The 26,557-nt window shown below is 35.5% G+C and carries 26 protein-coding genes and 1 rRNA gene (1 of these 27 cut by a window edge); 8 read left to right on the forward strand and 19 right to left on the reverse strand.

Annotated elements, in window-relative coordinates; genetic code table 11:
- Positions 1-5: 5 nt before the first annotated feature.
- The 9 genes from rplI to NSQ08_RS26070 all read right to left on the reverse strand — a co-directional run bounded on the left by rplI (position 6) and on the right by NSQ08_RS26070 (position 7,117).
- Entirely contained in the window at positions 6-452 is a 447-nt protein-coding gene (gene rplI / locus NSQ08_RS26030) for a 50S ribosomal protein L9 (RefSeq protein ID WP_340779810.1), read from the reverse strand.
- Positions 449-2,422 (reverse strand): DHH family phosphoesterase, encoded by a 1,974-nt coding sequence (locus tag NSQ08_RS26035; protein WP_002016460.1) that lies wholly within the window; start codon positions 2,420-2,422, stop codon positions 449-451. Before NSQ08_RS26035 ends, rplI begins: the two co-directional genes overlap by 4 nt.
- A gap of 78 nt (positions 2,423-2,500) precedes the next feature.
- The gene (locus tag NSQ08_RS26040) at positions 2,501-3,436 is read right to left on the reverse strand and encodes a YybS family protein (protein ID WP_133059875.1); all 936 of its coding nucleotides are present in this window, start codon (positions 3,434-3,436) and stop codon (positions 2,501-2,503) included.
- A gap of 81 nt (positions 3,437-3,517) precedes the next feature.
- Positions 3,518-3,751 carry a 30S ribosomal protein S18 gene (gene rpsR, locus NSQ08_RS26045; protein WP_000918874.1) on the reverse strand — a complete coding sequence of 78 codons (234 nt, stop codon included), beginning with the start codon at positions 3,749-3,751 and terminating at the stop codon, positions 3,518-3,520.
- A gap of 44 nt (positions 3,752-3,795) precedes the next feature.
- Entirely contained in the window at positions 3,796-4,317 is a 522-nt protein-coding gene (gene ssb, locus NSQ08_RS26050) for a single-stranded DNA-binding protein (RefSeq protein ID WP_000981963.1), read from the reverse strand.
- Between the two features lie 26 nt (positions 4,318-4,343).
- A complete protein-coding gene (rpsF, locus tag NSQ08_RS26055; RefSeq protein ID WP_001233782.1) occupies positions 4,344-4,634 on the reverse strand; it encodes a 30S ribosomal protein S6 in 291 nt (96 codons plus the stop codon).
- A gap of 191 nt (positions 4,635-4,825) precedes the next feature.
- Positions 4,826-5,926 (reverse strand): redox-regulated ATPase YchF, encoded by a 1,101-nt coding sequence (gene ychF / locus NSQ08_RS26060; RefSeq protein ID WP_340779818.1) that lies wholly within the window; start codon positions 5,924-5,926, stop codon positions 4,826-4,828.
- 115 nt (positions 5,927-6,041) lie between these two features.
- Positions 6,042-6,239, reverse strand: coding sequence for a DUF951 domain-containing protein (locus NSQ08_RS26065; protein ID WP_000436054.1), 198 nt, complete (start codon positions 6,237-6,239; stop codon positions 6,042-6,044).
- A gap of 20 nt (positions 6,240-6,259) precedes the next feature.
- Entirely contained in the window at positions 6,260-7,117 is an 858-nt protein-coding gene (locus tag NSQ08_RS26070) for a mechanosensitive ion channel family protein (RefSeq protein WP_002016466.1), read from the reverse strand.
- 260 nt (positions 7,118-7,377) lie between these two features.
- On the opposite strand from NSQ08_RS26070, the gene yyaC reads away from it, so the two are divergent.
- Complete coding sequence (gene yyaC / locus NSQ08_RS26075; RefSeq protein WP_002089953.1) at positions 7,378-7,974, forward strand: spore protease YyaC; 597 nt, start codon at positions 7,378-7,380, stop codon at positions 7,972-7,974.
- Positions 7,975-7,994: 20 nt separating this feature from the next.
- On the opposite strand, the gene spo0J is transcribed toward yyaC, so the two are convergent.
- The 10 genes from spo0J to rpmH all read right to left on the reverse strand — a co-directional run bounded on the left by spo0J (position 7,995) and on the right by rpmH (position 17,051).
- On the reverse strand, positions 7,995-8,846 hold the full coding sequence (gene spo0J, locus NSQ08_RS26080; RefSeq protein ID WP_170935246.1) for a stage 0 sporulation protein Spo0J: 852 nt from the start codon (positions 8,844-8,846) through the stop codon (positions 7,995-7,997).
- On the reverse strand, positions 8,839-9,600 hold the full coding sequence (gene soj / locus NSQ08_RS26085; RefSeq protein WP_002016469.1) for a sporulation initiation inhibitor protein Soj: 762 nt from the start codon (positions 9,598-9,600) through the stop codon (positions 8,839-8,841). Before soj ends, spo0J begins: the two co-directional genes overlap by 8 nt.
- A gap of 186 nt (positions 9,601-9,786) precedes the next feature.
- Positions 9,787-10,659 (reverse strand): nucleoid occlusion protein, encoded by an 873-nt coding sequence (gene noc, locus NSQ08_RS26090; RefSeq protein WP_002016471.1) that lies wholly within the window; start codon positions 10,657-10,659, stop codon positions 9,787-9,789.
- Positions 10,660-10,764: 105 nt separating this feature from the next.
- Positions 10,765-11,484, reverse strand: a complete 720-nt coding sequence (rsmG, locus tag NSQ08_RS26095) for a 16S rRNA (guanine(527)-N(7))-methyltransferase RsmG (RefSeq protein WP_002016472.1) — start codon at positions 11,482-11,484, stop codon at positions 10,765-10,767.
- Positions 11,485-11,506: 22 nt separating this feature from the next.
- Positions 11,507-13,396, reverse strand: coding sequence for a tRNA uridine-5-carboxymethylaminomethyl(34) synthesis enzyme MnmG (gene mnmG, locus NSQ08_RS26100; protein WP_340779829.1), 1,890 nt, complete (start codon positions 13,394-13,396; stop codon positions 11,507-11,509).
- Between the two features lie 58 nt (positions 13,397-13,454).
- Positions 13,455-14,831: a tRNA uridine-5-carboxymethylaminomethyl(34) synthesis GTPase MnmE gene (gene mnmE / locus NSQ08_RS26105; protein WP_002034990.1), complete on the reverse strand. Its 1,377-nt coding sequence runs from the start codon at positions 14,829-14,831 to the stop codon at positions 13,455-13,457.
- A 227-nt stretch (positions 14,832-15,058) separates the two neighbouring features.
- On the reverse strand, positions 15,059-15,676 hold the full coding sequence (jag, locus tag NSQ08_RS26110; protein ID WP_002166368.1) for an RNA-binding cell elongation regulator Jag/EloR: 618 nt from the start codon (positions 15,674-15,676) through the stop codon (positions 15,059-15,061).
- Entirely contained in the window at positions 15,673-16,440 is a 768-nt protein-coding gene (gene spoIIIJ, locus NSQ08_RS26115) for a YidC family membrane integrase SpoIIIJ (RefSeq protein WP_002016477.1), read from the reverse strand. Before spoIIIJ ends, jag begins: the two co-directional genes overlap by 4 nt.
- A 52-nt stretch (positions 16,441-16,492) precedes the next feature.
- Positions 16,493-16,840 carry a ribonuclease P protein component gene (rnpA, locus tag NSQ08_RS26120; protein ID WP_002089963.1) on the reverse strand — a complete coding sequence of 116 codons (348 nt, stop codon included), beginning with the start codon at positions 16,838-16,840 and terminating at the stop codon, positions 16,493-16,495.
- Between the two features lie 76 nt (positions 16,841-16,916).
- Positions 16,917-17,051, reverse strand: coding sequence for a 50S ribosomal protein L34 (gene rpmH, locus NSQ08_RS26125; protein ID WP_000831901.1), 135 nt, complete (start codon positions 17,049-17,051; stop codon positions 16,917-16,919).
- 563 nt (positions 17,052-17,614) lie between these two features.
- Here rpmH and dnaA point away from each other — a divergent pair.
- The 7 genes from dnaA to NSQ08_RS26160 form a co-directional block, all read left to right on the forward strand.
- Positions 17,615-18,955, forward strand: coding sequence for a chromosomal replication initiator protein DnaA (dnaA, locus tag NSQ08_RS26130; protein WP_002016481.1), 1,341 nt, complete (start codon positions 17,615-17,617; stop codon positions 18,953-18,955).
- A gap of 182 nt (positions 18,956-19,137) precedes the next feature.
- The gene (gene dnaN / locus NSQ08_RS26135) at positions 19,138-20,283 is read left to right on the forward strand and encodes a DNA polymerase III subunit beta (protein ID WP_002016482.1); all 1,146 of its coding nucleotides are present in this window, start codon (positions 19,138-19,140) and stop codon (positions 20,281-20,283) included.
- Between the two features lie 128 nt (positions 20,284-20,411).
- Entirely contained in the window at positions 20,412-20,624 is a 213-nt protein-coding gene (yaaA, locus tag NSQ08_RS26140) for a S4 domain-containing protein YaaA (RefSeq protein ID WP_002016484.1), read from the forward strand.
- 12 nt (positions 20,625-20,636) lie between these two features.
- On the forward strand, positions 20,637-21,764 hold the full coding sequence (gene recF, locus NSQ08_RS26145) for a DNA replication/repair protein RecF (RefSeq protein ID WP_002034987.1): 1,128 nt from the start codon (positions 20,637-20,639) through the stop codon (positions 21,762-21,764).
- A gap of 38 nt (positions 21,765-21,802) precedes the next feature.
- A complete protein-coding gene (gene gyrB / locus NSQ08_RS26150; protein WP_002034986.1) occupies positions 21,803-23,725 on the forward strand; it encodes a DNA topoisomerase (ATP-hydrolyzing) subunit B in 1,923 nt (640 codons plus the stop codon).
- 88 nt (positions 23,726-23,813) lie between these two features.
- Positions 23,814-26,285 carry a DNA gyrase subunit A gene (gene gyrA / locus NSQ08_RS26155; protein WP_002034984.1) on the forward strand — a complete coding sequence of 824 codons (2,472 nt, stop codon included), beginning with the start codon at positions 23,814-23,816 and terminating at the stop codon, positions 26,283-26,285.
- A gap of 243 nt (positions 26,286-26,528) precedes the next feature.
- Positions 26,529-26,557, forward strand: a 16S ribosomal RNA gene (locus NSQ08_RS26160) (it continues 1,523 nt past the right edge of the window).

A 26,557-nucleotide genomic window follows, 5' to 3' on the forward strand; every position in this document is an offset into this window, starting at 1 on the left:
TATTTTTATTGTTCACTAACATGAACTTTTACTGTTGCTGTTACTTGCGGATGCAATTTCACATTGACGTTTGTATAACCTAATGCACGGATTGCATCATCCATTTCAAATTTACGTTTATCAAGTTTAATCTTGTGTGACTTTTGCATTAAATCTACAATTTGTTTACTCGTGATAGAACCAAATAAGCGGCCACCTTCTCCAGATTTCGCCTTTACTTCTACAGTTAATTTCTCTAATGTTTCTTTCAGCTCTTTTGCATTCTCAACTTCTGCTGCTGCATCTTTTTCCTCTTTGCGCTTTTGAGCATCTAAAGTTTTCATACTGCTGTTTGTCGCTTCGGCAGCTAACCCCTGTTTTAGTAAGAAATTATTTGCATAACCGTCTGGTACGTTTTTTATTTCTCCTTTTTTACCTTTACCTTTTACGTCTTTTAGAAAAATTACTTTCATGATTGTGTGCCTCCCTGTAAATAGTCATCAATAACAAATCGAAGCTTCTCCTCCGCTTCATCTACTGTAACATTTTTCATTTGTGTGGCTGCATTTGTTAAGTGCCCGCCACCTCCTAAATTCTCCATAATTAGCTGTACATTCAATTCACCTAAAGATCTACCACTAATTCCAATGAAATTTTCTCCACGTTTTGCAATAACAAACGATGCAATGATACCTGTCATTGTCAATAATGTGTCTGCTGATTGTGCAATAAGTACTTGGTCATAATATTCATCACCATCAACTTTAGCAATCGCAATTCCATTTTTATAAATGTACGCATTTTTAATGGCTTTTGCAACTCGTAAATACTGACCCATATCTTCTTTTAAAAGCTCTTGTACAAGTACAGTGTCTGCGCCATGCGAGCGTAAATAAGAAGCGGCATCAAATGTACGAGCGCCTGTACGGAATGTAAAACTTTTTGTATCAACAATAATACCAGCTAACAATGCCGTTGCTTCTAACATTGTCATCTTTAAATTTTTCGGTTGATACTCAAGTAATTCTGTAACAAGCTCTGCCGTTGAAGAAGCGTATGGCTCCATATAAACAAGTAATGGATCTTCAATGAAATCTTCCCCGCGGCGATGATGGTCAATAACTACTACATTTTCAATCTTGTGTAACAGTTTTTCCTCCATCACCATTGAAGGTTTATGCGTGTCAACAACAACAAGTAATGAATCATCATTTGCAAATTCCATCGCTTGCCCTGGTGTAATAAAATGTGACCATAACTCTTCATTTTGTTTCACTTTATCCATCAAACGTTTGATTCCTTTATCAGAATCATTTTCATCTAATACAATATATCCTTTGCGCTCATTTAATTGAGCTACCTTTAAAATACCAATCGCTGCACCAATCGCATCCATATCAGGAGCTCTATGCCCCATTATAATGACATTACTGCTTTCTAATACTAAATCCTTTAATGCATGCGAAATAACCCTAGCACGTACACGAGTACGCTTTTCAACCGGATTCGTCTTACCACCGTAAAACTTAACTTTACCCGTTGCTTGTTTAATAGCTACTTGGTCTCCTCCTCGTCCTAATGCAAGGTCTAAACCAGATTGGGCCATCGCTCCAAGCTCTGATAAAGGTAAATCACCTGAGCCAACACCAACACTTAATGTAAGTGGTATATTCCTTTTTGATGTTTCTTCACGCACTTGATCCAAAATACTAAATTTCCCTTTCTCCATTTGCGCTAAAATACTTTCATTTAGTACAACGAAGAATCTTTCTGAAGATGCACGTTTCAAATATGCACCATACTTAACAGCCCATTCATTTAGACGTGACGTCACAAGACTTGTTATATTCGTACGTAATTGGTCATCTAATCCTTGTGTAACTTCATCATAGTTATCTAAATAAATAACAGCTAAAACAGTGCGTTGATCTTCATACATCTTTTCAATTTCTGTTTGTTCCGTTACATCAAAGAAATAAATTAGTTTTTCTTCTTTCCTTACAAAAACACGAAACTTACGATTATTTAAAGAAACTATATCGTCAGAAGTTTCCCCCTTAATAAAAAGGAGTAATGTTTCTGATACATCGTAAAGGTGCCAACCAGCTAATGCATGCTGCCCCAAACATGATGATAAATAAGGATTCGCCCAATCAATCCCATAATCCTTATTGTATAACAAAATACCAATTGGCATTTGGTTAAATGCTTCATTACTCACTTTCTTTACCCTTGTAATCATATCTGTCGTATGTTTTTCAAAATTCCTTTGAAAAGTAAGTTCGAATCGTATAACGAAAAAAAGTACAATACAAAAGATAAAGAAGGCTGATATCCCCATAATTAAATGAAAGTAACAGAGGAGTGAAATTAGCACGAATACAAAAAATGCCAATACGTAAACAGGATATAAAAACCACTGTTTCTTATAAAATTCAGGCATGTATACAACTCCTATAAAGTAAAACTAACTCACTTTCCAGTTAGTTAAACAAATTAAAATAGTGTAAGGAATATTATTTTATTCCCCTATTTTAGAACGCAATGAAATCCCTAAATCAATTATACCTAAGATTGTTACAAGAGGAAACATCATCGGAATAAACATGCAGACAATAAAACTAATAATAGGAACACCTTTCGTAAAACCTTTGCTATGCGCTATAAAAGCGATAAATGTCAGACCTTGCAGTACTAGTAGTAAAGCAAATATGACATATAAATTAGAAAATACCATATGTAAATATGATGTCGGTTCTACTTTTATAAAAGTTGATAGCAAAATAAATATAACGTAATACCAAACAATACTCTTTGGTAATTGTATATCTTTAAATTTAGGCCAAGGTATAACGTCATGCTTTAGTTTTCTCAAAACACTACCTGATATCATAACTGTAATCCAAGAAAAACATACAGAAACCATTACAAGCAAACTTGGGAATAACGTTTGTAACACATCATTAAATTGTGTAAATAATTCTTTTTGCTCTTTACTAATAGGCATACCCGCAGCAGTAACTATCTTTTCACTTTGCGCCATACTTTCATTAAACATATTTTGCATTTGCTTCATTAAATCTATGTTAAAAAACTTTATACTCGCAACATAAATGAGCATAATACCAATTAAGTACACAAGCGTCCCCGCCATTAAAGTTTCTACCGGCTTTTTTCGTTTTTTATACATATATCCTAAAACGATACCTATCAATCCAAACATAGTTGTCTTTACTAGGTTCATCGGCTGACTGACAATAACAGTAATAAAAAGCGCCGCAGTAAAAACTATAAAGGCGTTAGATAATCTATATCTTATCGTTAGCAATATAAATGGCAATGGCAACGCAAACGTTACAACTGTACCTAAAATTGGAACATACATAGATATAAGCAATAACATTGCATATATCGCTAACAGTGCTGCACCCTCAGTAATAAATTTCGTATTCTTCATCATCTAACCTCTCTTTCAAAAAAAGAAAAGCATAGCAAAATGCACAGTAGAGTCCGACTCTACTGTGCATTTCATACGCTATTATTCACCAACATATGGTAAAAGTGCCATTTGACGAGCACGTTTAATTGCAACTGTAAGTTTGCGTTGGTATTTCGCGCTTGTTCCTGTTACACGACGAGGTAAAATTTTACCGCGCTCAGAAACGAAACGTTTTAATAAATCAACATCTTTATAGTCAATGCGAGTGATGCCGTTAGATGTGAAGAAACACACCTTACGACGCTTCGCACGTCCACCTTTGCGTCCTGCCATGTCTATTCCCTCCATTCTTTGTTAAAAATAGCCGATTCACACCATTAAAATGGTAAATCGTCGTCCGAAATGTCAATCGGTTGACCAACATTCGAAAATGGATCGTCATTCTTCGTAAATCCAGAGTTACCTTGGTTACCTTGGTTACCTGAATTACTAGATTGACCAAATGGGTTAGAGCTTTGGTTACCGAAACCAGCTCCTGATGGTTGCTGATTGAATGAACCACGTTGCTCCCCACCGCCATTACGCGGCTCTAAAAATTGTACGCTCTCCGCAAGAACTTCTGTTACATATACACGTTTACCATCTTGTCCATCGTAATTACGAGTTTGAAGACGTCCGTCTACGCCTGCTAAGCTACCTTTTTTCAAATAATTTGCCACGTTTTCTGCTTGTTTACGCCATATTACACAATTAATAAAGTCAGCTTCACGCTCACCTTGTTGATTCGCAAATGCGCGATTCACAGCTAACGTAAAAGTAGCTACTGCAACACCATTGGGCGTGTAACGTAAGTCAGGGTCCTTAGTTAAACGACCAACGAGGATAACACGATTCATCAATCGAACCACTCTCCCTTATATATCAATTATTTTTCTTCTTCTTTAACAACGATATGACGAAGGATATCTTCGTTGATCTTAGCTAAACGGTCGAATTCGTTAATCGCCTCTGAGTTAGAGTTCACGTTTAAGATCATGTAGAAACCTTCACGTAAGTCGTTGATTTCGTAAGCTAAACGACGCTTACCCCACTCTTTCGTGTTAATGATTTCTGCACCATTGTTTGTTAAAACACCTGCAAAACGTTCAACTAAAGCTTTTTGAGCTTCTTCTTCAACGCCAGGACGAATGATGTACATAATTTCGTACTTTCTCATTACACTTTCACCTCCTTTTGGTCTAAACGGCCCATAATGGGCAAGGAGCAATTAATTTATAGTAATTACTCACGAGTTTAGATTATATCATAGTAAGTTATATGAATCAACTCACCAATACGTAAAAAACTTGGCAAACACATAATATATTTGCCAAGCTCATATCTTTATTTTTCCTAGGAAATATTAAATTAAACGTTGAAGCGGAAGTGCATAACATCTCCGTCTTTTACGATATACTCTTTTCCTTCTAAACGTACTTTTCCAGCTTCTTTTGCAGCTGTCATAGAACCATTTGTCATTAAATCAGTATAAGAAACTGTTTCCGCACGAATAAATCCACGTTCAAAGTCCGTATGAATAACACCAGCACATTGTGGTGCTTTCATACCTTGTTTAAACGTCCATGCACGTACTTCTTGCACACCAGCTGTGAAGTAAGTAGCAAGTCCCAATAAATCATATGCAGCACGAATTAATTGATCTAAACCAGATTCTTGAATGCCTAGTTCTTCAAGGAATACTTTTTTCTCTTCCTCGTCTAGCTCAGCGATTTCTTCTTCGATTTTTGCACATACAACGATTACTTGAGAATTTTCATTTGCTGCAAATTCTTTTACCATTTGTACATATTTATTGTCAGAAGGATCCATAATATCATCTTCACTTACGTTTGCTACGTATAGCATTTCTTTCGTTGTAAGTAAATGAAGGCCTTTAACAATCTTCATTTGCTCTTCTGTAAATTCAACAGTACGAGCTGGTTTTCCCTCTTCAAAAGCTTCTTTTAAACGAACTAAAATTTCATGCTCATATACAGCTTCTTTATCTTTTTGTCTTGCTAACTTCGCAACTCGTTCGATACGCTTATCAACAGATTCCAAATCCGCTAAGATTAGTTCTAAGTTAATTGTTTCAATGTCATCAATTGGATCTACTTTTCCTGAAACGTGCGTAATATTTTCATCTTCAAAACAACGAACAACTTGGCAAATTGCATCTACTTGACGAATGTGAGATAAGAATTTATTTCCTAACCCTTCACCTTTACTCGCACCTTTTACGATACCTGCAATATCGGTAAATTCAAATACAGTCGGAACAGTTTTTTTCGGTTCTACTAATTCCGTTAATTTATTTAAACGCTCATCTGGTACTTCTACAATCCCTACGTTTGGATCGATTGTACAGAATGGATAGTTCGCAGATTCTGCTCCTGCTTGTGTAATTGCATTAAATAAAGTGGACTTACCTACGTTAGGTAATCCAACAATCCCAGCCGTTAATCCCATATTTTTCACTCCTATGTCTCAATCTTTCATCATTATAGATAGTAACGAAAAAAATGACAAGTTTCCACCAAATGAAAAAAAGCAACAGCTGTCTACTGCAGCCGTTGCTTTTTCACTATTCTTCGTGCTTCACAAGTATTTTTTTTACCTTGCGATCAAACTCTCTTCGAGGAATCATTACCGAATGGTCACACCCCTCGCACTTAACGCGGATATCCATTCCCATACGAATAATCTTCCAGCGATTTTCACCACATGGATGGGCTTTCTTCATTTCCACAACATCGTACAAGTTATATTGCTTTTGCTCCATTCTCTAAATCCCTCCCACTATTAAATTGCTTTTTCACTAACTAATTCTTCGCGACTATATAAAACCATACGTGGGTATGGAATTTCAATCCCATGTAAATCAAGACGATTTTTAATCTCTTTGCGAAGAGCCCTCGCAATAACTGCATGCTGCATCGGCTCAACTTCAGCAATAACACGTAATACAACTTCAGACGCTGCCAATGTTTGAACACCTAGCAATTGAGGTGTTGTTACCATTTTCTCATATTTTCCTGGTAATTCTACTAATAAATCTTCAATAACTTGCTCCGCTCGTACTATATCACTTTCATAAGAAATAGATACATCAACAAATGCTACACTATTACTAACGGAAAAGTTCGTTACTTGTACAATACTACCATTTGGTATTATATGAATTTCACCTGTCCAGCTTTTCATCTTCGTTGTACGTAGTCCAATTTCCAAAACAGTTCCTTCAAATTGCCCTATTCTTACATAATCACCTACTGAAAATTGATCCTCTAACAAAATAAATAATCCTGTAATAACATCTTTAACTAAACTTTGTGCACCAAAACCGACTGCTAAACCAATTACCCCAGCACCGGCTAATAGACCTGATGCATTAATATCAAACACACCTAAAATCGCAATTAACATAATGAACATAACAACGTATGCCACAATATTTTCAAGCAACTTCGCTACCGTAACTGTACGACGTTCTGAAATTTGAATCGGCGAACGGCTTCCCATACGAAACGCATTTCGTACAATTGCCCTTGCAACTCGCACAACGATTGCACCAAGTATTAAAATAACGATTATTTTTAGTGACTTCACACCTATATTCGTCCAATCAATGGACTCAAACCATTTCAACGCTAAATCCATGTCCCTCTACCTCTCTAGCTAAAATTTCTTTTTAGTTATCCTTATTATTGTATCAGAACTCTCTCTGATTTCTGAAAAAAATTTATGACTTTAATTCCATTTGTTAACTTCCATTCAGGTATAAAATGAAACGAATATATATATACTAGTACTATTATTTCCATTTTCATTCACAGTTTGTAAAAAGTATGCACTTATAATTTTCCATTTCACACACCATATAACATATTGTGAAAATTTATTAAAAGGATGGGTGCTTCATGAATATTAGAAGTTTTCGCTTACCTTTTTTTGAAAAAGAAACTCAAAATGTTATGCATCATGACTTAGAAGCCTCTGAGACAATCAGTAATTTCTTACTTTCCCATATTCCCATTAAGACTAATATGCCACTCATTCTCGTTTGTATCGGAACAGACCGTTCCACCGGTGATGCACTTGGTCCATTAGTTGGTACTAAACTAGAACAAATTGAAATCAAAAACCTTCAAGTATTCGGCACACTAGACGAACCAATACATGCACTAAATCTAGAGGAAAAAATTCAGAATATACAGAAAGAAAATCCTACTTCATTTATTATTGCTGTTGATGCATGTTTAGGAAAATCTCAAAGTATCGGTTCTATAACTACTGGAAAGGGCCCCAGTAAACCTGGAGCTGCGATGAATAAGAAATTACCTGAAATTGGTGATTTGCATATTCATGGCATCGTAAATTTAAATGGTTTCATGGAGTTTTTCGTACTTCAAAATACAAGACTAAGTTTAGTTATGAAGATGGCCGATGTAATTGCACAAAGTATAAAAGAAACCGATCAAAAATTATCTGCATTAAAAAAAGCAAACCATCTATAAACAATAAGATGGTTTGCTTTTTAATTTCCCTTTGATAATAATTCTAAAATTCGATTTAAATCTTCTTTATTAAAAAATTCGATTTCGATTTTACCTTTTTCTTTTTTCGTTTCTTTAATTTTTACATCCGTACCAAACTTTTCTCTTAAAAACGTTTCGCGCTCTACAAAAAATATATTTCTTTCTTTTTTCACTTGTTGTGTTTCACGTGAAACACGTTGATTAATTTCCTGGACAATTTGTTCCAATTGGCGAACGTTCAGTCCTTCTTTTTCAATTCGCTTCAATAAAGATTTCAACTGTTCTTCATCTTTTATTGTAAGTAAAGTTCTTCCATGAGCCATTGAAAGTTGACCGTTTGCAATCATATCTTGAACGAATGAAGGGAGGCTTAACAAACGAGTATAATTTGCGATATAAGGCCTGCTTTTACCAAGACGTTTTGCTAATTGTTCTTGTGTTACATTTAGCTCGTTCATTAACATCTGATATGCCATTGCCTCTTCCATAGGATTTAAATCTTCTCGTTGTAAGTTTTCAAGCAAAGCAAATTCCATCATTTGCTGCTCATTTAATTGCCTTACGACAGCAGGCACTTTCTCAAGTCCGGCCTCTTTAGCAGCACGATATCTTCTTTCACCTGCAACTATTTCATATCCTTTAATACTCTTTCGAGCAATTAAAGGTTGCAATATACCGTGCTCTTTAATAGAAGCCGCTAATTCCTGAATCGCTTCTTTATTGAAATATTTACGTGGTTGATATGGATTCGGCCTTAATTCAGTTACTATAATCTCCTGAATTGTTTCTTCTTCTTTCACATCTAAATCTGGAAAAAACACGTTGATTCCTCTTCCTAATCCCTTAGCCACCTGCAATCACTTCCTCTGCTAAATCTAAATATACTTCTGCTCCTCTTGATTTAGCGTCATACTGCATAATTGGTTTTCCATGACTTGGTGCCTCACTTAAGCGAACATTACGAGGAATAATCGAACGATATACTTTATCTCTAAAGTATTTTTTCACTTCATCTATAACTTGAATTCCTAAATTTGTACGAGCATCCAACATCGTTAACAATACACCTTGAATTGCTAAATTTTTATTTAAATGCTTTTGCACAAGTCGAACTGTATTTAATAGCTGACTTAACCCTTCCAGCGCGTAATATTCACACTGTACAGGAATAATAACAGAATCTGCTGCTGTTAATGCATTAATCGTTAATAACCCTAAGGATGGGGGACAGTCAATAATAATATACTCATATTCATCACGAATCGGCTGTAACGCTCTTTGCAAGCGTACTTCCCGGGAAATGGTTGGTACCAATTCAATTTCAGCACCAGCCAATTGAATTGTAGCGGGTAGAACATCTAAGTTTTCAGTTGCGGTTTTCCGTATGGCACCTTGAACATCTGCATCTTCTACAAGAACATTATAAATACATTGATCTAATTCAGACTTTTCAATCCCTACACCAGTCGTTGCATTTCCTTGAGCATCAATATCTACGAGAAGGACTTTTTTTCCTACTTGTGCCAATCCAGCCCCTAAATTAACGGATGTTGTTGTTTTTCCAACACCGCCTTTTTGATTAGCAATAGCAATGATTTTTCCCATGATGTCACCTACTTTCAACCTTTCTTTCTTATTCTAGAAACAATTACGTTTATTGTAACATGAAATAAAAGTTTTTCTTTTACGTCCTTATTAAACTTCAAAATTTATTTCTAAACTCCTTCTTGCTTTAACAAGAAAATATAGTAAAAGAGACCTCTCCAATAGGATAAGGTCTCTAGCACGTAATTATTTTTTCTTCGGAATTTTAATCGTAATTTGATAGTATTCATCAAACTCTTCTTCCGCAGAATTAACATTCAAACCACTATTAGCAACCATTTGTAATGATTGTCTAATCGTGTTCATAGCAATTCTCGCATCTCGACTTACTGCTTTTTGCTTCGCTTTGCGCTTTGGTTTTACTTCTTCTAATAACTTTGCAATTCGTTCTTCTGTTTGCTTTACATTCAATTGCTTCTCCACAATCTCTTGTAAAACCTTCAGTTGTAATTCCTCATTCTTCAAAGGAATAAGGGCGCGAGCATGCCGTTCTGTAATACTTTTTTCTAATAATGCACTTTTGATTTCTTCAGGCAATTTTAATAATCGCAATTTATTTGCGACTGTCGATTGTCCTTTTCCAAGTCGTTGTGCCAATGCTTCTTGTGTTAAATTATGTAACTCAATCAGCTTTTGATATGCCACAGCTTCCTCAATTGCTGTTAATTCCTCACGTTGCAAATTTTCAATTAACGCTACAGAAGCAGTCTCAGTATCATTTAAATTCTTTATTATTGCAGGAACTTTTTCCCACCCTAACTTTGTTGCTGCGCGGAAACGCCTTTCCCCGGCAATAATCTCGTACTTATCATCCTCATACTGTCTCACAACAATCGGCTGGATAAGCCCATGCGTACGAATCGTTAATGCTAGCTCCTCAATACGTGCATCGTCAAAAACTGTTCGTGGTTGATAACGGTTAGGGGTAATGTTTACTATCGGAATTTCCTGGATTTCTTCATATACCTTTTTAGCTATTTCTTCATGGCTTTCGTCTTGTAATTCGAATTCGCTCTCTTTATCTCCAAAGCCAAATAAACGAGAAAACGTATTTTTCATACATATTCCACCACCTTTTAGGCCTATTGACTGTTCTACATAAAATGTTTCCTATGAAACATTTACGTTTTCATTTATATAATTTAATCTTACGTCTAATAAGATTTATTTTTCAATAGGTAATTTATTGGGCGTTCCCGGTTTGCGTGGATATTTCTTTGGTGTCTTGCGCTTTTTCTCGATTAATAAAATATTACGCTCGCTTTCTTCAAACGGTAATTGGAACGTAGACATTTCTTTCAATTCTCCGCCAAGTACCTCTAAAGCATATTTGCCATTTTCGATTTCTTCGTTCGCCGCTGCACCTTTCATTGCAATGAATGTTCCCCCTACTTTTACAAGTGGTAAACATAGCTCACTTAATACAGAAAGACGTGCAACTGCACGTGCCATTACGATATCGTATGCTTCACGTACACCTTCTTTTTTTCCAAATGTTTCAGCACGATCATGACAAAATGCAACATCACTTAATTCTAACTTTTGCGCTAAGTGATTTAAGAAATTAATACGTTTTTGTAATGAATCTACAATTGTTACTTTTAAGTGCGGGAAACAGATTTTTAAAGGGATACTTGGGAATCCAGCTCCTGCTCCAACATCACAAATAGAAAATGGTTTCGAAAAATCATAATAAAAAGCCGCTGTAACAGAATCAAAAAAGTGTTTTAAGTATACTTCTTCTTTCTCCGTAATAGCCGTTAAGTTCATTTTTTCATTCCACTCTACTAATGTTTCAAAATAGATTCCGAACTGCTCTAACTGTCTAGAAGAGAGGGAAATACCCTTCTCTTCTAGCATAGATTGAAATTGTTCTATGTTCATCTAGCAATATCTCCTTACTATGTTATTGGTTCGATACTCGTGCAATTTTTCCTTGTTCAATGTAAATAAGCAAAATTGAAACATCAGCTGGATTTACACCAGAAATACGTGAAGCTTGCCCCATTGAAAGCGGACGAACATCTTTCAATTTCTGTCTTGCTTCTGAGGCAAGGCTAGAAATCGCATCATAATCAATATCCACAGGAATTTTTTTGTTTTCCATTTTCTTCATACGTTCTACTTGCTGTAAAGATTTCTCGATATATCCTTCGTACTTGGTCTGAATTTCAACTTGTTCCGTAATTTCATCACTTAATGCTACTTCACTTGGTACTAAAAGATGAATATGCTCATATGTCACCTCTGGACGACGTAATAAGTCACTTGCACGTATTCCATCTTTCAATTCACTTCCGCCAATACTACGAATTAATTCTTGAACTTCAGGACGCGGTTTAATAAAAATACTCTCTAACCGTTCCTTCTCCTGTTCAATTTGTAACTTTTTATTTGTAAATCGCTCATAGCGATCTTCTTTAATTAAGCCAATTTCACGACCAACTTCAGTTAAACGAAGGTCAGCATTATCATGGCGTAATAATAGGCGATATTCTGCACGAGACGTTAATAAACGATATGGTTCATTTGTACCTTTCGTTACAAGGTCATCAATTAAAACACCAATATAAGCATCAGCACGACCTAAAATAACTTCTTTTTTACCTAAAGAACGACACGCTGCATTAATCCCAGCCATAAGCCCTTGTCCTGCTGCTTCTTCGTAACCAGAAGTTCCGTTAATTTGTCCTGCTGTATATAAATTTTTAATTTTTTTCGTTTCAAGTGTTGGCCATAGTTGAGTTGGTACGATCGCATCATATTCAATTGCATAACCCGTACGCATCATTTCAACATTTTCCAGGCCAGGAATTGTTCTAAGCATTGCACGCTGTACATCTTCTGGTAAGCTCGTCGATAAGCCCTGTACATATACTTCTTGTGTATTACGTCCTTCTGGCTCTAAGAAAATTTGATGACGTGGTTTATCATTAAATCTTACTACCTTGTCTTCAATTGAAGGGCAATATCTAGGCCCTGTTCCTTTAATCATACCAGAATACATAGCTGAGCGATGTAAGTTTTCATCTATTAAACGATGTGTTTCTGTACTTGTATACGTTAACCAACATGGAATTTGATCCATAATAAATTTTGTCGTTTCAAAAGAGAAAGCACGTGGCTTATCATCACCTGGTTGAATTTCTGTTTTACTATAATCAATCGTATTACTGTTTACACGCGGAGGTGTACCTGTTTTAAATCTAACAAGATCAAAACCAAGTTCCTCTAAGTGTTCAGATAATGTAATAGATGGTTGCTGATTATTTGGACCACTTGAATATTTTAAATCGCCCATAATAATCTCACCACGTAAAAATGTTCCCGTTGTAATTACAACTGTTTTCGCTGTGTATTCAGCACCAGCTTGCGTAATTACCCCTTTACATACATCATCTTCAATAATTAAACGCTCTACCAGACCTTGAAACAACGTTAAGTTTGGTGTTTCTTCAATTGTTTTCTTTAATTCATGCTGGTAAGAGAATTTATCAGCTTGTGCACGAAGCGCGCGTACAGCTGGTCCTTTACCCGTATTTAACATACGCATTTGAATATGTGTTTTATCAATATTGCGTCCCATTTCTCCGCCTAATGCATCAATTTCACGAACAACAATCCCTTTTGCTGGTCCACCAACAGAAGGGTTACATGGCATGAACGCTACCATATCTAAGTTAATTGTTAACATTAATGTTTTTGAGCCCATTCGTGCTGCCGCAAGACCAGCTTCACATCCTGCATGACCTGCACCGATTACTATGACATCATATGAACCGGCATTGTATCCCATTGTTTATTCCTCCTAATAACCTCTATCTTACTAAATCATCTCTGATTAGAGTTTTACTTTATTTTCCTAAACAAAATTGAGAGAACAATTGGTCAATTAAACTTTCATGGACAGTATCACCAGTAATTTCACCAAGTATTTCCCACGCTCTTGTTAAATCAATTTGAACCATATCAATCGGAACACCATTTTCTATCGCTTCAATTGCATCGTTAATTGTTCTTCCTGCTTGTGTTAATAATCCGATATGTCTCGCATTAGACACATATGTCATATCCGCAGAATCAATTGTTCCTTCAAAGAATAAATCAGCTATCGCCTTTTCAAGCTCATCTATTCCTTGCTCCTCAATTAAAGATGTTGTAATAACACGATTTCCTACCGCTAAATCTGTAACACGTTCCATATCAATTTCTTGCGGTAAATCTGTCTTATTTACAATAACAATGAAATCTTTTCCTTGTACGGCACGGAATAGATCCTCATCTTCATTTGTTAAAGCCTCGCTATAATTCACTACAATTAACACTAAGTCTGCTTGGCTCATCATTTCCTTCGAACGCTCTACACCAATTCGTTCAACAATATCTTCCGTTTCACGAATTCCGGCTGTATCTATAAGTTTAAGTGGTACACCACGCACATTAACGTACTCTTCAATAACATCACGAGTTGTTCCTGCAATATCAGTTACAATTGCCTTTTTCTCCTGAACAAGACTATTTAATAGCGATGATTTCCCAACGTTAGGTCTACCGATAATCGCGGTAGAAATGCCTTCACGTAAAATCTTTCCTTGCTTCGATGTTTCTAATATCTTTGCAATTTCAGCACGGACATGTGTAGCTTTCTCAATTAAAATATTATGCGTCATCTCTTCTACATCATCATATTCTGGGTAATCTATATTCACTTCAATATGAGCTAATGTTTCTAATATTTCTTGACGCAGATGGCCGATTAATTTAGATAATCGGCCTTCCATTTGGTTAATCGCTACATTCATAGCACGATCTGTTTTCGCACGGATTAAGTCCATAACAGCTTCTGCTTGTGACAAATCAATACGTCCATTTAAAAAAGCACGTTTTGTAAATTCACCAGGCTCTGCCAGTCGTACTCCTTGCGCTAAAATAAGCTGTAATACTTTATTTACCGAAACAAGTCCACCATGACAGTTAATTTCTACTATATTTTCACGCGTAAAAGTCCTTGGTGCACGCATAATGGACACCATAACTTCTTCAATAACTTGATTTGTATCTAAATCGACAATATGACCATAATGAATTGTATGAGAAGAAACCTGTGTTAAATCCTTCCCTTTAAAAATACGATCGACTTTCTCAATCGCATCATCCCCACTTACTCGAACAATGGCAATTGCACCTTCCCCAAGTGCTGTGGAAATTGCGGCAATTGTATCAAATTCCATGTCCTTTCACCTCACTTGCTTATTTATCTCTATTTCAACATGAATTTTTTCCGTCACTAAATTATTAGGATACCATAACGAACCTATCTACAAAAGAATAATAACTCATTTTATTATGTCCTTATGTAAAAAACACTAAACTTATTCACAGTGGATAAGTTTAGTGTTTTTTAGTTATCCACATTTATTTTCTCCTCAAAAAAACCGGCACTCAATTGAGTAACCGGTCACTTGGAAGATATTACAACATACCGATGTGGTTCTTTTCCTTCAGAAGTTGTAATGATATTTTGATGATTAGATAATGCTTGGTGAATAATTTTTCGTTCGAAAGAAGGCATTGGTTCTAGAACAACTCTTTTTTTCGTACTCACTACTTGTTTTGCTAATCGATAGGAAAGAGATTCTAACGTATTTTTTCTTTTACTACGATAGTTTTCAGCATCCAGTGTAATACCAATATATTGCTTTGTATTACGGTTCGCAACAAGCTTTGTTAAATACTGTAAAGAATTCAACGTATTCCCTCTTTTACCAATTAAAACACCAATATTTTCACCAGAAATTGTAAATTCAACTTCGCGTCCTTTTACAATTTTTCTAATCTCAACTTCCACACCCATATTTTGAATAACATTTTTTAAATATTCTTCACATTCTTGGATTGGATCTTTTTTCAATACAACTTCTACAACAGCGGGGCGATTCCCAAATAAACCTAGGAACCCCCTCTTACCCTCATCGATAATATTTATATCTACTCGATCTTTCGAAGCATTTAATTGTCTTAAAGCATCTTGTACTGCCAGCTCGACTGTTTGTCCTTTAGCAGTAATCATACTCACTTGCTTGATCCTCCTGCCTTACTAGCCTTAATGTCAGGCCCTTTGATCATATACATTTGAGCGATACCAAAGATATTACCAACTACCCAGTACAATGATAGTGCTGCTGGGAAGTTAATTGCAAAGACTAAAATCATAATTGGCATAAGCCAAATCATCATTGCCATTTGCGGATTTTGTCCAGCCGTTCCTGCCATTGCAAGCTTTTGCTGAATAAACGTCGTAATAGCTGCAACAATTGGAAGGATATAGAACGGATCCGCCTGTCCTAAATCGAACCATAAAAATGTATGTTCACTAATTGCTGTTGTTCTCATAATCGCATGATAAAACGCGAATAAAATAGGCATCTGAACAAATATTGGTAAACATCCTGCTAATGGGTTTACACCATTCTTTTGATATAACTGCATCATTTCTTGTTGTAGTTTTTGCTGTGTTGCTTGATCTTTAGAACTATATTTCTCTTTTAATTTCACCATTTCTGGTTGTAACGCCTGCATTGCTTTCGTACTCTTCGTTTGTTTAATCATTAATGGTAATAATGCAAAACGAATGATAAGAGTTGTAACAACGATTGCTAAACCGTAATTACTACCAAATAATTCTGCAAAATACGTGATTAACTGAGAAAGCGGGTATACGAAATATTCATTCCAAATCCCAGTGCTTTTCGGTGTAATCGGTTGATTTGTTTCACTACAGCCGGTAGCAATTGCCATTAGCATAATAACCATGGCTAATAAACCTATTTTCTTTTTCAAAGCCTGCTCCTCCTTGTTTCGGTATGTATATAGTGTAATTCATTTCCTTACGCTACTTTTTTATTCTTTTCATACCAGAGCGTTTAAAGACATGAATTAAGCTTTTCTTTAACTCTTCATATGTCATCTCTGCACAAGGCTTCCTTGCTATTATAACAAAATCTTTTCCAGAATCTATCTCATCTTTTAATTCTATAATCGATTGGCGAATCATACGCTTAATTCGATTACGCACTACTGCATTTCCTATTTTCTTACTAACAGAAAGACCAATGCGAAAATGCGGCTGTTTTTCTTTATCTAATTTGTATACAACAAACTGGCGATTGGCATTCGATTGTCCTTTTTGGAAAACAGCCTGGAATTCATCATTCTTTTTTATACGATTTTTTTTCTTCATATCATTTGACACTCCTGTATTTCATCAGCGGAAACTCATTATTATTAGAAAAAAAGACCACTGAACGATCAGTGGTCTACGCAGATAATACTTTTCTTCCTTTACGACGACGAGCTGCTAGCACTTTACGTCCGTTTGCTGTGCTCATACGGCTGCGGAAACCATGTACTTTGCTGCGCTTACGTTTATTTGGTTGGTAAGTTCTTTTCATTATATGACACCTCCCTGAGGAATATCTGTTAAAGACAGTCTAATAAATTATAGTAAATCAAATAGGAAAATGTCAATGGTTCTCGAAATTTTCATCAAATATTCATTTTTAACCTATTCACAAACTTTTTCACAGTACCTATATTTCCTTGTGGATAAATATATTTTCTCTTTTTTGTATCCACAAACTCTTTTTTTACTTTTACACAGTATATCGTGTTGTGGACAAGTTTATTCCACAAGGTATTGATTTTGTGGATAACTTTCTTAAATTCATTGCTATAGCTGCTTTTTTTTGATATTATAGTTGTGTTTTCACTTTGAATAAGTTTTCCACACCTTTATTTTATCCACAATTTGTGTATAACATGTGGATAGTTTAAATCACATGTGAGTAAATAGTTGTCCACATGTGTTATTTTGTCGAAAACTCTATCTCGGATACTAACGACGTTTTTATATTTTAAAATACGTTTCGTATAAATATGCATTAGAAATATTTACAGGTTGTACAATTGTTGCGCAACCTTATTCTTTTACCATCTTTGTAAAGGAGGGACACCTTTGGAAAATATCTCTGATTTATGGAATAGTGCCTTAAAAGAATTAGAAAAAAAGGTAAGCAAGCCAAGTTATGAAACCTGGTTAAAATCAACAACTGCTCATAACTTAAAAAAAGATGTATTAACTATTACAGCTCCAAATGAATTCGCTCGTGACTGGCTAGAATCTCATTATTCGGAACTAATCTCCGAAACACTTTATGATTTAACAGGGGCAAAACTAGCTATTCGTTTTATCATTCCCCAAAGTCAGGCAGAAGAGGATATAGATCTCCCTTCTGTTAAGCAAAAACACGCACATGATGAGTCTAATCACTTACCACAGAGTATGTTAAACCCAAAATATACATTTGATACATTTGTTATTGGCTCTGGTAATCGTTTTGCACATGCTGCTTCTTTAGCTGTAGCTGAAGCACCAGCTAAAGCCTATAATCCGCTCTTTATTTACGGGGGCGTTGGACTTGGAAAAACACATTTAATGCACGCAATTGGGCATTATGTAATTGAACACAACCCAAATGCAAAAGTTGTATATTTATCATCTGAAAAATTTACAAATGAATTTATTAATTCAATTCGTGATAATAAAGCTGTCGATTTTCGTAATAAATATCGTAATGTAGATGTCTTATTGATAGATGATATTCAATTTCTTGCTGGAAAAGAACAAACACAGGAAGAGTTTTTCCATACATTTAATGCGTTACATGAAGAAAGTAAACAAATTGTGATTTCAAGCGATAGACCACCAAAAGAAATCCCAACTTTAGAAGATCGCCTTCGTTCTCGCTTTGAATGGGGGTTAATTACGGACATTACGCCACCAGATTTAGAAACTAGAATCGCAATTTTACGTAAAAAAGCAAAAGCAGAAGGTCTTGATATACCAAATGAAGTTATGCTTTATATCGCAAATCAAATCGATTCAAATATTCGTGAACTAGAGGGTGCACTTATTCGAGTTGTAGCTTATTCATCTTTAATTAATAAAGATATGAATGCTGATTTAGCGGCTGAAGCGCTTAAAAATATTATTCCAAACTCTATACCTAGAATTATTTCTATTTCTGATATTCAAAAGGCTGTTGGGGGCGTCTATCAAGTAAAATTAGAAGATTTCAAAGCAAAAAAACGGACAAAATCCGTTGCATTCCCTCGCCAAATTGCGATGTATTTATCACGTGAACTTACGGACTCATCTTTGCCAAAAATAGGTGAAGAATTTGGTGGCCGCGATCATACAACAGTAATCCATGCTCACGAAAAAATTTCGAAGCTATTAAAAACGGATACTCAATTACAAAAACACGTTGAAGAAGTTAAGGATATTTTAAAATAGTAGTAGCTGAATAGTGTGAATAACTTAGCTTATTTTACGCACAGTCTATCCACATGTAGATAGACTGTTTTTACATCTTTAAACAGGGTTATCCACATATCCACAAGCCCTATTACTATTACTACTACTTTTTTATCTTTATTAAATAAATAAAATCTTATACTTACCGGAGGTTTTTCGTTATGCGTTTTACAATACAAAAAGACTATCTTGTAAGAAGTGTACAAGATGTAATGAAGGCAGTTTCTTCTCGTACAACAATTCCAATTCTTACAGGGATTAAAGTTGTAGCAACTGAAGAAGGAGTTACTTTAACAGGTAGTGATGCAGACATCTCTATCGAATCATTTATCCCAGTCGAAGATGCTGGAAAAGAAATTGTGGAAATTAAACAATCAGGAAGTATTATTTTACAAGCAAAATATTTTAGTGAGATCGTAAAAAAATTACCTAAAGAAACTGTCGAAATTTCTGTGGAAAATCATTTTATGACAAAAATAAAATCTGGAAAATCAGAGTTCAACTTAAATGGTTTAGATGCTGCTGAATATCCGTTATTACCACAAATCGAAGAACATCATGTATTTAAGATTCCAACAGATTTACTAAAGCACATGATTCGTCAAACAGTATTTGCAGTTTCAAGTTCTGAAACAAGACCGATCTTGACAGGTGTAAACTGGAAGGTATATAACAGCGAGCTAACTTGTATTGCAACAGATAGTCACAGACTAGCACTTCGTAAAGCAAAAATCGAAGGGTATAATATTGCCGATGAATTTCAAGCGAATGTCGTTATTCCTGGTAAGAGCTTAAGTGAATTAAGTAAAATTCTAGATGAATCTGAAGAAATGGTAGATATCGTTATTACAGAGTATCAAGTATTATTCCGTACAAAACATTTATTATTCTTCTCAAGATTATTAGAAGGAAATTATCCAGATACAACGCGTTTAATTCCAGCTGAAAGTAAAACTGATATATTTGTAAATACAAAGGAATTTTTACAAGCGATTGATCGTGCGTCGCTGTTAGCAAGAGATGGTCGTAACAACGTTGTTAAATTATCGACATTAGAACAACAGATGTTAGAGATTTCCTCGAATGCACCAGAAATCGGAAAAGTAGTAGAAGAGGTTCAATGTGAAAATGTAGATGGAGAAGAATTAAAAATATCTTTTAGTGCAAAATATATGATGGACGCATTAAAGGCTTTAGATAGTACAGAAATTAAAGTTAGTTTTACTGGAGCGATGAGACCGTTTTTAATTCGCACAGTAAATGATGATTCCATTATCCAATTAATTTTACCAGTCCGTACTTACTAAGTAAGGATTAAGGGTTGCTAGTGTAAAGGTACTAGTGACCCTTATTTGATTTGTGGGGTATTACTTTCCTAATGCTAGTTTATTTAGTACAATGAAAGAATGAACACTTTCAGAAAGTGAGCGATTTTATGAAACTTATTAAGATTTCAACAGAATACATTACACTAGGACAATTTTTAAAGTTAGCTGATGTAATTGATACAGGTGGCGCTGTGAAATGGTTCTTACAAGAATATGAAGTATACGTGAATCAAGAACTTGAAAATAGAAGAGGCCGAAAGTTATATGCAAATGATATTGTTGAAATTCCGGGAAGCGGAACTTTCCAAGTTCAGGCATAAAGGGGGATCCCTTTGTTTATTACAGAAATACAATTAAAAAACTATCGCAATTATGAGCATTTAGAGCTTTCCTTTGAGGATAAAGTCAATGTAATTATTGGTGAAAATGCGCAAGGGAAAACGAATCTGATGGAAGCTATTTATGTATTGGCGATGGCGAAATCTCATAGAACTTCGAACGATCGTGAACTCATTCGTTGGGATGAGGATTATGGTAATATAAAAGGTAGATTACAAAGGCGAAATAGTTCAATATCCTTAGAATTAAACATTTCAAAAAAAGGTAAAAAGGCAAAGTTAAATCAGTTAGAACAACAAAAATTGAGCCAGTATATTGGTGAAATGAATGTTGTTATGTTTGCCCCAGAAGATTTAAATCTTGTAAAAGGAAGCCCTCAAGTACGAAGACGCTTTTTGGATATGGAACTTGGACAAATAGCTCCGGTCTATTTGTATGAATTAAGTCAATATCAAAAGGTACTCACGCAACGAAATCATTTACTTAAGAAGATGCAAGGGAATAGTAAAAATGAGGAAACGATGTTGGATGTATTTACACTTCAACTTATTGAGCATGGTGCAAAAATTTTGCGAAAACGTTTTGAGTTTTTGCATTTACTACAAGAATGGGCTGCTCCAATTCATCGCGGAATTAGCAGGGGATTAGAGGAGTTAGAAATCGTTTATAAACCAAGTGTAGATGTATCAGAATCAATGGATTTGTCGAAAATAAAAGAAGTATACTATGAAAGTTTTCAATCTGTGAAACAACGTGAAATTTTTCGGGGTACAACTTTACTTGGTCCTCATCGTGATGATTTACAATTCTTCGTTAATAGTAAAAATGTTCAAGTCTTTGGTTCACAAGGACAACAACGAACAACCGCACTATCCCTAAAATTGGCTGAAATTGAATTGATATACTCAGAGGTTAAGGAATATCCAATTCTTTTACTAGATGATGTGTTATCAGAATTAGATGATTATCGTCAATCGCATCTGCTAAATACAATTCAAGGAAAAGTACAAACCTTTGTGACAACGACGAGTGTCGAGGGAATTGAACACGAAACATTGAAAGAAGCGAAAACAATTCATGTAACGAACGGCACGGTAGATTGTGAAATAGACAGAAAATAATTTCTGTTTAAATGGAAAAGTAGGTGATCTTTGTGTCAATGGAACAAAAGCAAATGCAGGAAAATGCATATGATGAAAGTCAGATTCAGGTGTTAGAAGGACTGGAGGCAGTTCGAAAGCGTCCTGGTATGTATATCGGTTCTACAAGTGGAAAAGGTCTTCATCACCTCGTGTGGGAAATTGTTGATAACAGTATTGATGAAGCTTTAGCAGGATATTGTGATGAAATTAATGTCAGTATTGAAGAAGATAATAGTATTGTTGTAACAGATGATGGTCGTGGTATCCCTGTTGGTATACAAGAAAAAATGGGACGTCCCGCTGTAGAAGTTATTATGACGGTACTCCATGCCGGTGGTAAATTTGGCGGTGGTGGTTATAAAGTTTCTGGTGGTTTGCATGGTGTAGGTGCATCTGTTGTAAATGCTTTATCAACAGAATTAGAGGTATTTGTACATCGAGATGGAAAAATACACTATCAAAAATATGAACGTGGGGTCCCGGCTGCAGATTTAAAAGTAATAGGTGAAACTGATCGTACAGGAACGATCACACGCTTTAAGCCAGATTCAGAAATTTTTACAGAGACGACAGAATACGAATTTGATACATTAGCGACTCGTATGCGTGAGTTGGCGTTTTTAAATCGTAATATTAAATTAACAATTGAAGATAAGCGTGAACATAAGCAAAAGAAAGAATTCCATTATGAAGGTGGAATTAAATCATATGTTGAACATTTAAATCGTTCAAAACAACCGATTCATGAAGAACCTGTATATGTTGACGGTTCAAAAGATGGGATTCAGGTTGAGGTTGCTCTTCAATATAACGAAGGCTATACAAATCATATTTATTCATTTACAAATAATATTCATACGTATGAAGGCGGTACACATGAGGTAGGTTTTAAGACTGCTCTAACACGTGTAATTAACGATTATGGTCGTAAAAATAATATTTTAAAAGATGCGGATAGTAATTTAACTGGTGAAGATGTTCGTGAAGGCTTAACAGCAATCGTGTCAATTAAGCATCCAAATCCACAATTTGAAGGACAAACAAAGACGAAACTTGGAAATAGTGAAGCGAGAACGATTACAGAGTCTGTATTCTCAGAGGCGTTTGAAAAGTTCTTACTAGAAAATCCCAATGTTGCACGTAAAATTATAGATAAAGGGACTATGGCAGCACGTGCACGTGTAGCAGCTAAAAAGGCTCGTGAACTAACGCGCCGAAAGAGTGCTCTAGAAGTTTCAAGTTTACCAGGGAAGCTAGCTGATTGTTCTTCTAAAGATCCAGCAATTAGCGAAATTTACATCGTGGAGGGTGACTCTGCGGGCGGATCTGCAAAACAAGGACGCGATCGTCATTTTCAAGCGATTTTACCACTGAAGGGTAAAATTATTAACGTTGAAAAGGCACGTTTAGATAAGATTTTATCAAATGATGAAGTTCGTACAATTATTACAGCAATCGGTACAAATATTGGTGGGGATTTTGCTATTGAAAAAGCTCGCTATCATAAAGTTATTATTATGACAGATGCCGATGTTGATGGTGCACATATTCGTACCCTATTATTAACGTTCTTCTATCGTTATATGCGTCAAATCATTGAGTGTGGATATATATATATCGCACAGCCACCGTTGTTTAAAGTACAACAAGGTAAAAAAATTCAATATGCTTATAACAATAAAGAACTTGAAAAAATACTAGCTGAATTACCAGCTCAACCTAAGCCTGGGATTCAGCGTTATAAAGGTCTAGGGGAAATGAATCCAACTCAGCTGTGGGAGACGACAATGGACCCAGAAGTACGTTCGTTACTTCAAGTTTCCCTTCAAGATGCAATTGAAGCGGATGAAACATTTGAAATTTTGATGGGTGATAAAGTAGAGCCGCGTCGTAACTTTATCCAAGAAAATGCAAAATACGTGAAAAACCTTGATATTTAAGTGAGTAATGACAGGAATCTAAGTATTCCTGTCTTCTACATATAAATCAATGTATGTGTAACGGAAATGTAAGAGGAGGTGCTCGTTGATGTCAGACAATCAACAACAAGCACGAATTCGAGAAATTAATATTAGTCATGAAATGCGTACCTCATTTTTAGATTACGCAATGAGTGTTATCGTGTCTCGTGCATTACCAGATGTTCGTGATGGATTAAAACCAGTTCATCGTAGGGTTTTATATGCGATGAATGATTTAGGAATTACAGCTGATAAAGCATATAAGAAGTCGGCGCGTATTGTCGGCGAAGTAATTGGTAAGTATCACCCGCACGGTGATTCAGCTGTTTATGAAACAATGGTACGTATGGCACAAGATTTTAGTCAACGTTACATGCTTGTTGATGGACATGGTAATTTCGGTTCTGTTGATGGAGATTCAGCGGCAGCAATGCGTTATACAGAAGCAAGAATGTCTAAGATTTCTATGGAATTAATACGCGATATTACAAAGAATACAATTGATTATCAAGATAACTACGATGGTTCTGAAAGAGAGCCAGTTGTATTACCAGCGCGTTTCCCTAACTTATTAGTCAATGGTACGACGGGTATTGCGGTTGGTATGGCAACAAACATTCCACCGCATCAACTTGGAGAAGTAATTGATGGTGTGTTGGCATTAAGTCATAACCCTGATATCACTATTGCGGAATTAATGGAATATATTCCTGGACCAGACTTCCCGACTTCAGGTTTAATCTTAGGGCGAAGTGGAATTCGAAGAGCTTACGAAACAGGTCGCGGTTCTATTATACTTCGTGCTAAAGTTGAAATTGAAGAGAGAGCAAATGGTAAACAAACTATTATCGTAACAGAACTACCTTATCAAGTTAATAAGGCGCGATTAATTGAAAAGATCGCAGAACTAGTTCGTGATAAGAAAATTGAAGGTATTACAGATTTACGTGATGAATCAGATCGAAATGGTATGCGTATTGTTATGGAAGTACGTCGTGATGCCAATGCCAATGTACTATTAAATAATCTATATAAACATACAGCACTCCAAACAAGTTTCGGTATTAATATGTTGTCTCTTGTAAATGGAGAGCCACAAGTCTTAAATTTAAAACAAAATCTATATTATTATTTAGAGCATCAAAAGGTAGTGATTCGTAGACGTACTGCTTATGAATTAGAGAAAGCAGAAGCGCGTGCTCATATTTTAGAAGGCTTACGAATTGCTTTAGATCATCTTGATGAAGTTATTACTTTAATCCGTAGTTCAAAAACAGCTGATATTGCAAAACAAGGTTTAATGGAACGTTTCGGCTTAAGTGAGAAACAAGCGCAAGCGATTTTAGATATGCGTTTGCAACGTTTAACTGGATTAGAACGCGAAAAAATCGAACAAGAATATCAAGATTTAATGAAGATAATTGCAGAGTTAAAAGCAATTTTAGCAGACGAAGAAAAAGTTCTTGAAATTATTCGCGAGGAATTAGCTGAAGTAAAAGAGCGTTTTAATGATAAGAGAAGAACAGAAATTACAATTGGCGGTATGGAAGCTATAGAGGATGAAGATTTAATCCCAGAACAAAATATCGCAATTACACTTACTCATAATGGTTATATTAAGAGGTTACCGGCTTCTACGTACAAAACACAGAACCGTGGGGGACGTGGTGTACAAGGAATGGGTACGAATGATGATGACTTTGTCGAACATTTATTAACAACGTCTACTCATGATCATATTTTATTCTTCACAAACAAGGGTAAAGTATACCGTACAAAAGGATATGAAATTCCAGAGTATAGTCGTACAGCAAAAGGTATACCGATTATTAATCTATTAGGGGTAGATAAGGGTGAGTGGATCAACGCTATTATTCCAATTCGTGAATTTGGTGACGACCAGTTCTTATTCTTTACAACGAAACAAGGTATCTCTAAGAGAACACCACTTTCATCATTTGCCAATATACGTACAAATGGTTTAATTGCAATTTCTCTTCGTGAAGAGGATGAATTAATCTCTGTACGCTTAACATCTGGTGATAAGGATATTATCGTTGGGACAAGTAACGGTATGTTAATTCGTTTCAATGAGCAAGATGTGCGTTCAATGGGACGTAATGCGGCTGGTGTAAAAGCAATTACATTAGGTGATGAAGATCAAGTTGTAGGTATGGAAATTGTCGAAGAGGATGTAAATGTTCTAATTGTAACCAAAAATGGTTATGGAAAGCGTACACCGATTGATGAATACCGCCTGCAAAGTCGTGGTGGTAAAGGTCTGAAGACTTGTAATATTACAGATAAAAACGGTAAGTTAGTAGCGGTTAAGTCTGTAACAGGTGAAGAAGACATTATGTTAATTACAGCAGCAGGCGTTATTATTCGTATGCCGGTTGATCAAATTTCTCAAATGGGACGTAATACACAAGGTGTTCGTCTAATTCGATTAGAAGATGAGCAAGAGGTAGCGACAGTAGCAAAAGCGCAAAAAGATGAAGAAGAAGAATCTAATGAAGAGGATTCGTCTGAAGAGTAAGAGTGGGGATTTCTCCCCCTCTTATTTTTTTATAATAATACTTGCATAGCAATAGGAAAGTGTATATAATAGGAAAAGTCAGCAAATGAGAGATACAAGTTATCGAAAAAAACTTGTTGACGAAAATAATATACTATGATATATTATGAAAGTCGCCGAAACGCGATGTTGAACTTTGAAAACTAAACGAAACAAACAACGTGAAACGTCAATTTTTATTTTTAGATGCTAGACAAACTAACTTTATTGGAGAGTTTGATCCTGGCTCAGGA

The organism is Bacillus sp. FSL E2-8887 (genome assembly GCF_038007205.1).
Classification (GTDB): Bacteria; Bacillota; Bacilli; order Bacillales; family Bacillaceae_G; genus Bacillus_A; species Bacillus_A mycoides.

Excerpts from the sequence above, each read along its gene's own strand:
- rplI (WP_340779810.1), bottom strand. The coding sequence starts at position 452 with ATGAAAGTAATTTTTCTAAAAGACGTAAAAGGTAAAGGTAAAAAAGGA.
- NSQ08_RS26035 (WP_002016460.1), bottom strand. The coding sequence starts at position 2,422 with ATGCCTGAATTTTATAAGAAACAGTGGTTTTTATATCCTGTTTACGTA.
- NSQ08_RS26040 (WP_133059875.1), bottom strand. The coding sequence starts at position 3,436 with ATGAAGAATACGAAATTTATTACTGAGGGTGCAGCACTGTTAGCGATA.
- rpsR (WP_000918874.1), bottom strand. The coding sequence starts at position 3,751 with ATGGCAGGACGCAAAGGTGGACGTGCGAAGCGTCGTAAGGTGTGTTTC.
- rpsF (WP_001233782.1), bottom strand. The coding sequence starts at position 4,634 with ATGAGAAAGTACGAAATTATGTACATCATTCGTCCTGGCGTTGAAGAA.
- ychF (WP_340779818.1), bottom strand. The coding sequence starts at position 5,926 with ATGGGATTAACGGCTGGGATTGTTGGATTACCTAACGTAGGTAAGTCC.
- NSQ08_RS26065 (WP_000436054.1), bottom strand. The coding sequence starts at position 6,239 with ATGGAGCAAAAGCAATATAACTTGTACGATGTTGTGGAAATGAAGAAA.
- NSQ08_RS26070 (WP_002016466.1), bottom strand. The coding sequence starts at position 7,117 with ATGGATTTAGCGTTGAAATGGTTTGAGTCCATTGATTGGACGAATATA.
- yyaC (WP_002089953.1), top strand. The coding sequence starts at position 7,378 with ATGAATATTAGAAGTTTTCGCTTACCTTTTTTTGAAAAAGAAACTCAA.
- soj (WP_002016469.1), bottom strand. The coding sequence starts at position 9,600 with ATGGGAAAAATCATTGCTATTGCTAATCAAAAAGGCGGTGTTGGAAAA.
- noc (WP_002016471.1), bottom strand. The coding sequence starts at position 10,659 with ATGAAAAATACGTTTTCTCGTTTATTTGGCTTTGGAGATAAAGAGAGC.
- rsmG (WP_002016472.1), bottom strand. The coding sequence starts at position 11,484 with ATGAACATAGAACAATTTCAATCTATGCTAGAAGAGAAGGGTATTTCC.
- mnmG (WP_340779829.1), bottom strand. The coding sequence starts at position 13,396 with ATGGGATACAATGCCGGTTCATATGATGTCATAGTAATCGGTGCAGGT.
- mnmE (WP_002034990.1), bottom strand. The coding sequence starts at position 14,831 with ATGGAATTTGATACAATTGCCGCAATTTCCACAGCACTTGGGGAAGGT.
- rnpA (WP_002089963.1), bottom strand. The coding sequence starts at position 16,840 with ATGAAGAAAAAAAATCGTATAAAAAAGAATGATGAATTCCAGGCTGTT.
- rpmH (WP_000831901.1), bottom strand. The coding sequence starts at position 17,051 with ATGAAAAGAACTTACCAACCAAATAAACGTAAGCGCAGCAAAGTACAT.
- dnaN (WP_002016482.1), top strand. The coding sequence starts at position 19,138 with ATGCGTTTTACAATACAAAAAGACTATCTTGTAAGAAGTGTACAAGAT.
- yaaA (WP_002016484.1), top strand. The coding sequence starts at position 20,412 with ATGAAACTTATTAAGATTTCAACAGAATACATTACACTAGGACAATTT.
- gyrB (WP_002034986.1), top strand. The coding sequence starts at position 21,803 with ATGGAACAAAAGCAAATGCAGGAAAATGCATATGATGAAAGTCAGATT.
- gyrA (WP_002034984.1), top strand. The coding sequence starts at position 23,814 with ATGTCAGACAATCAACAACAAGCACGAATTCGAGAAATTAATATTAGT.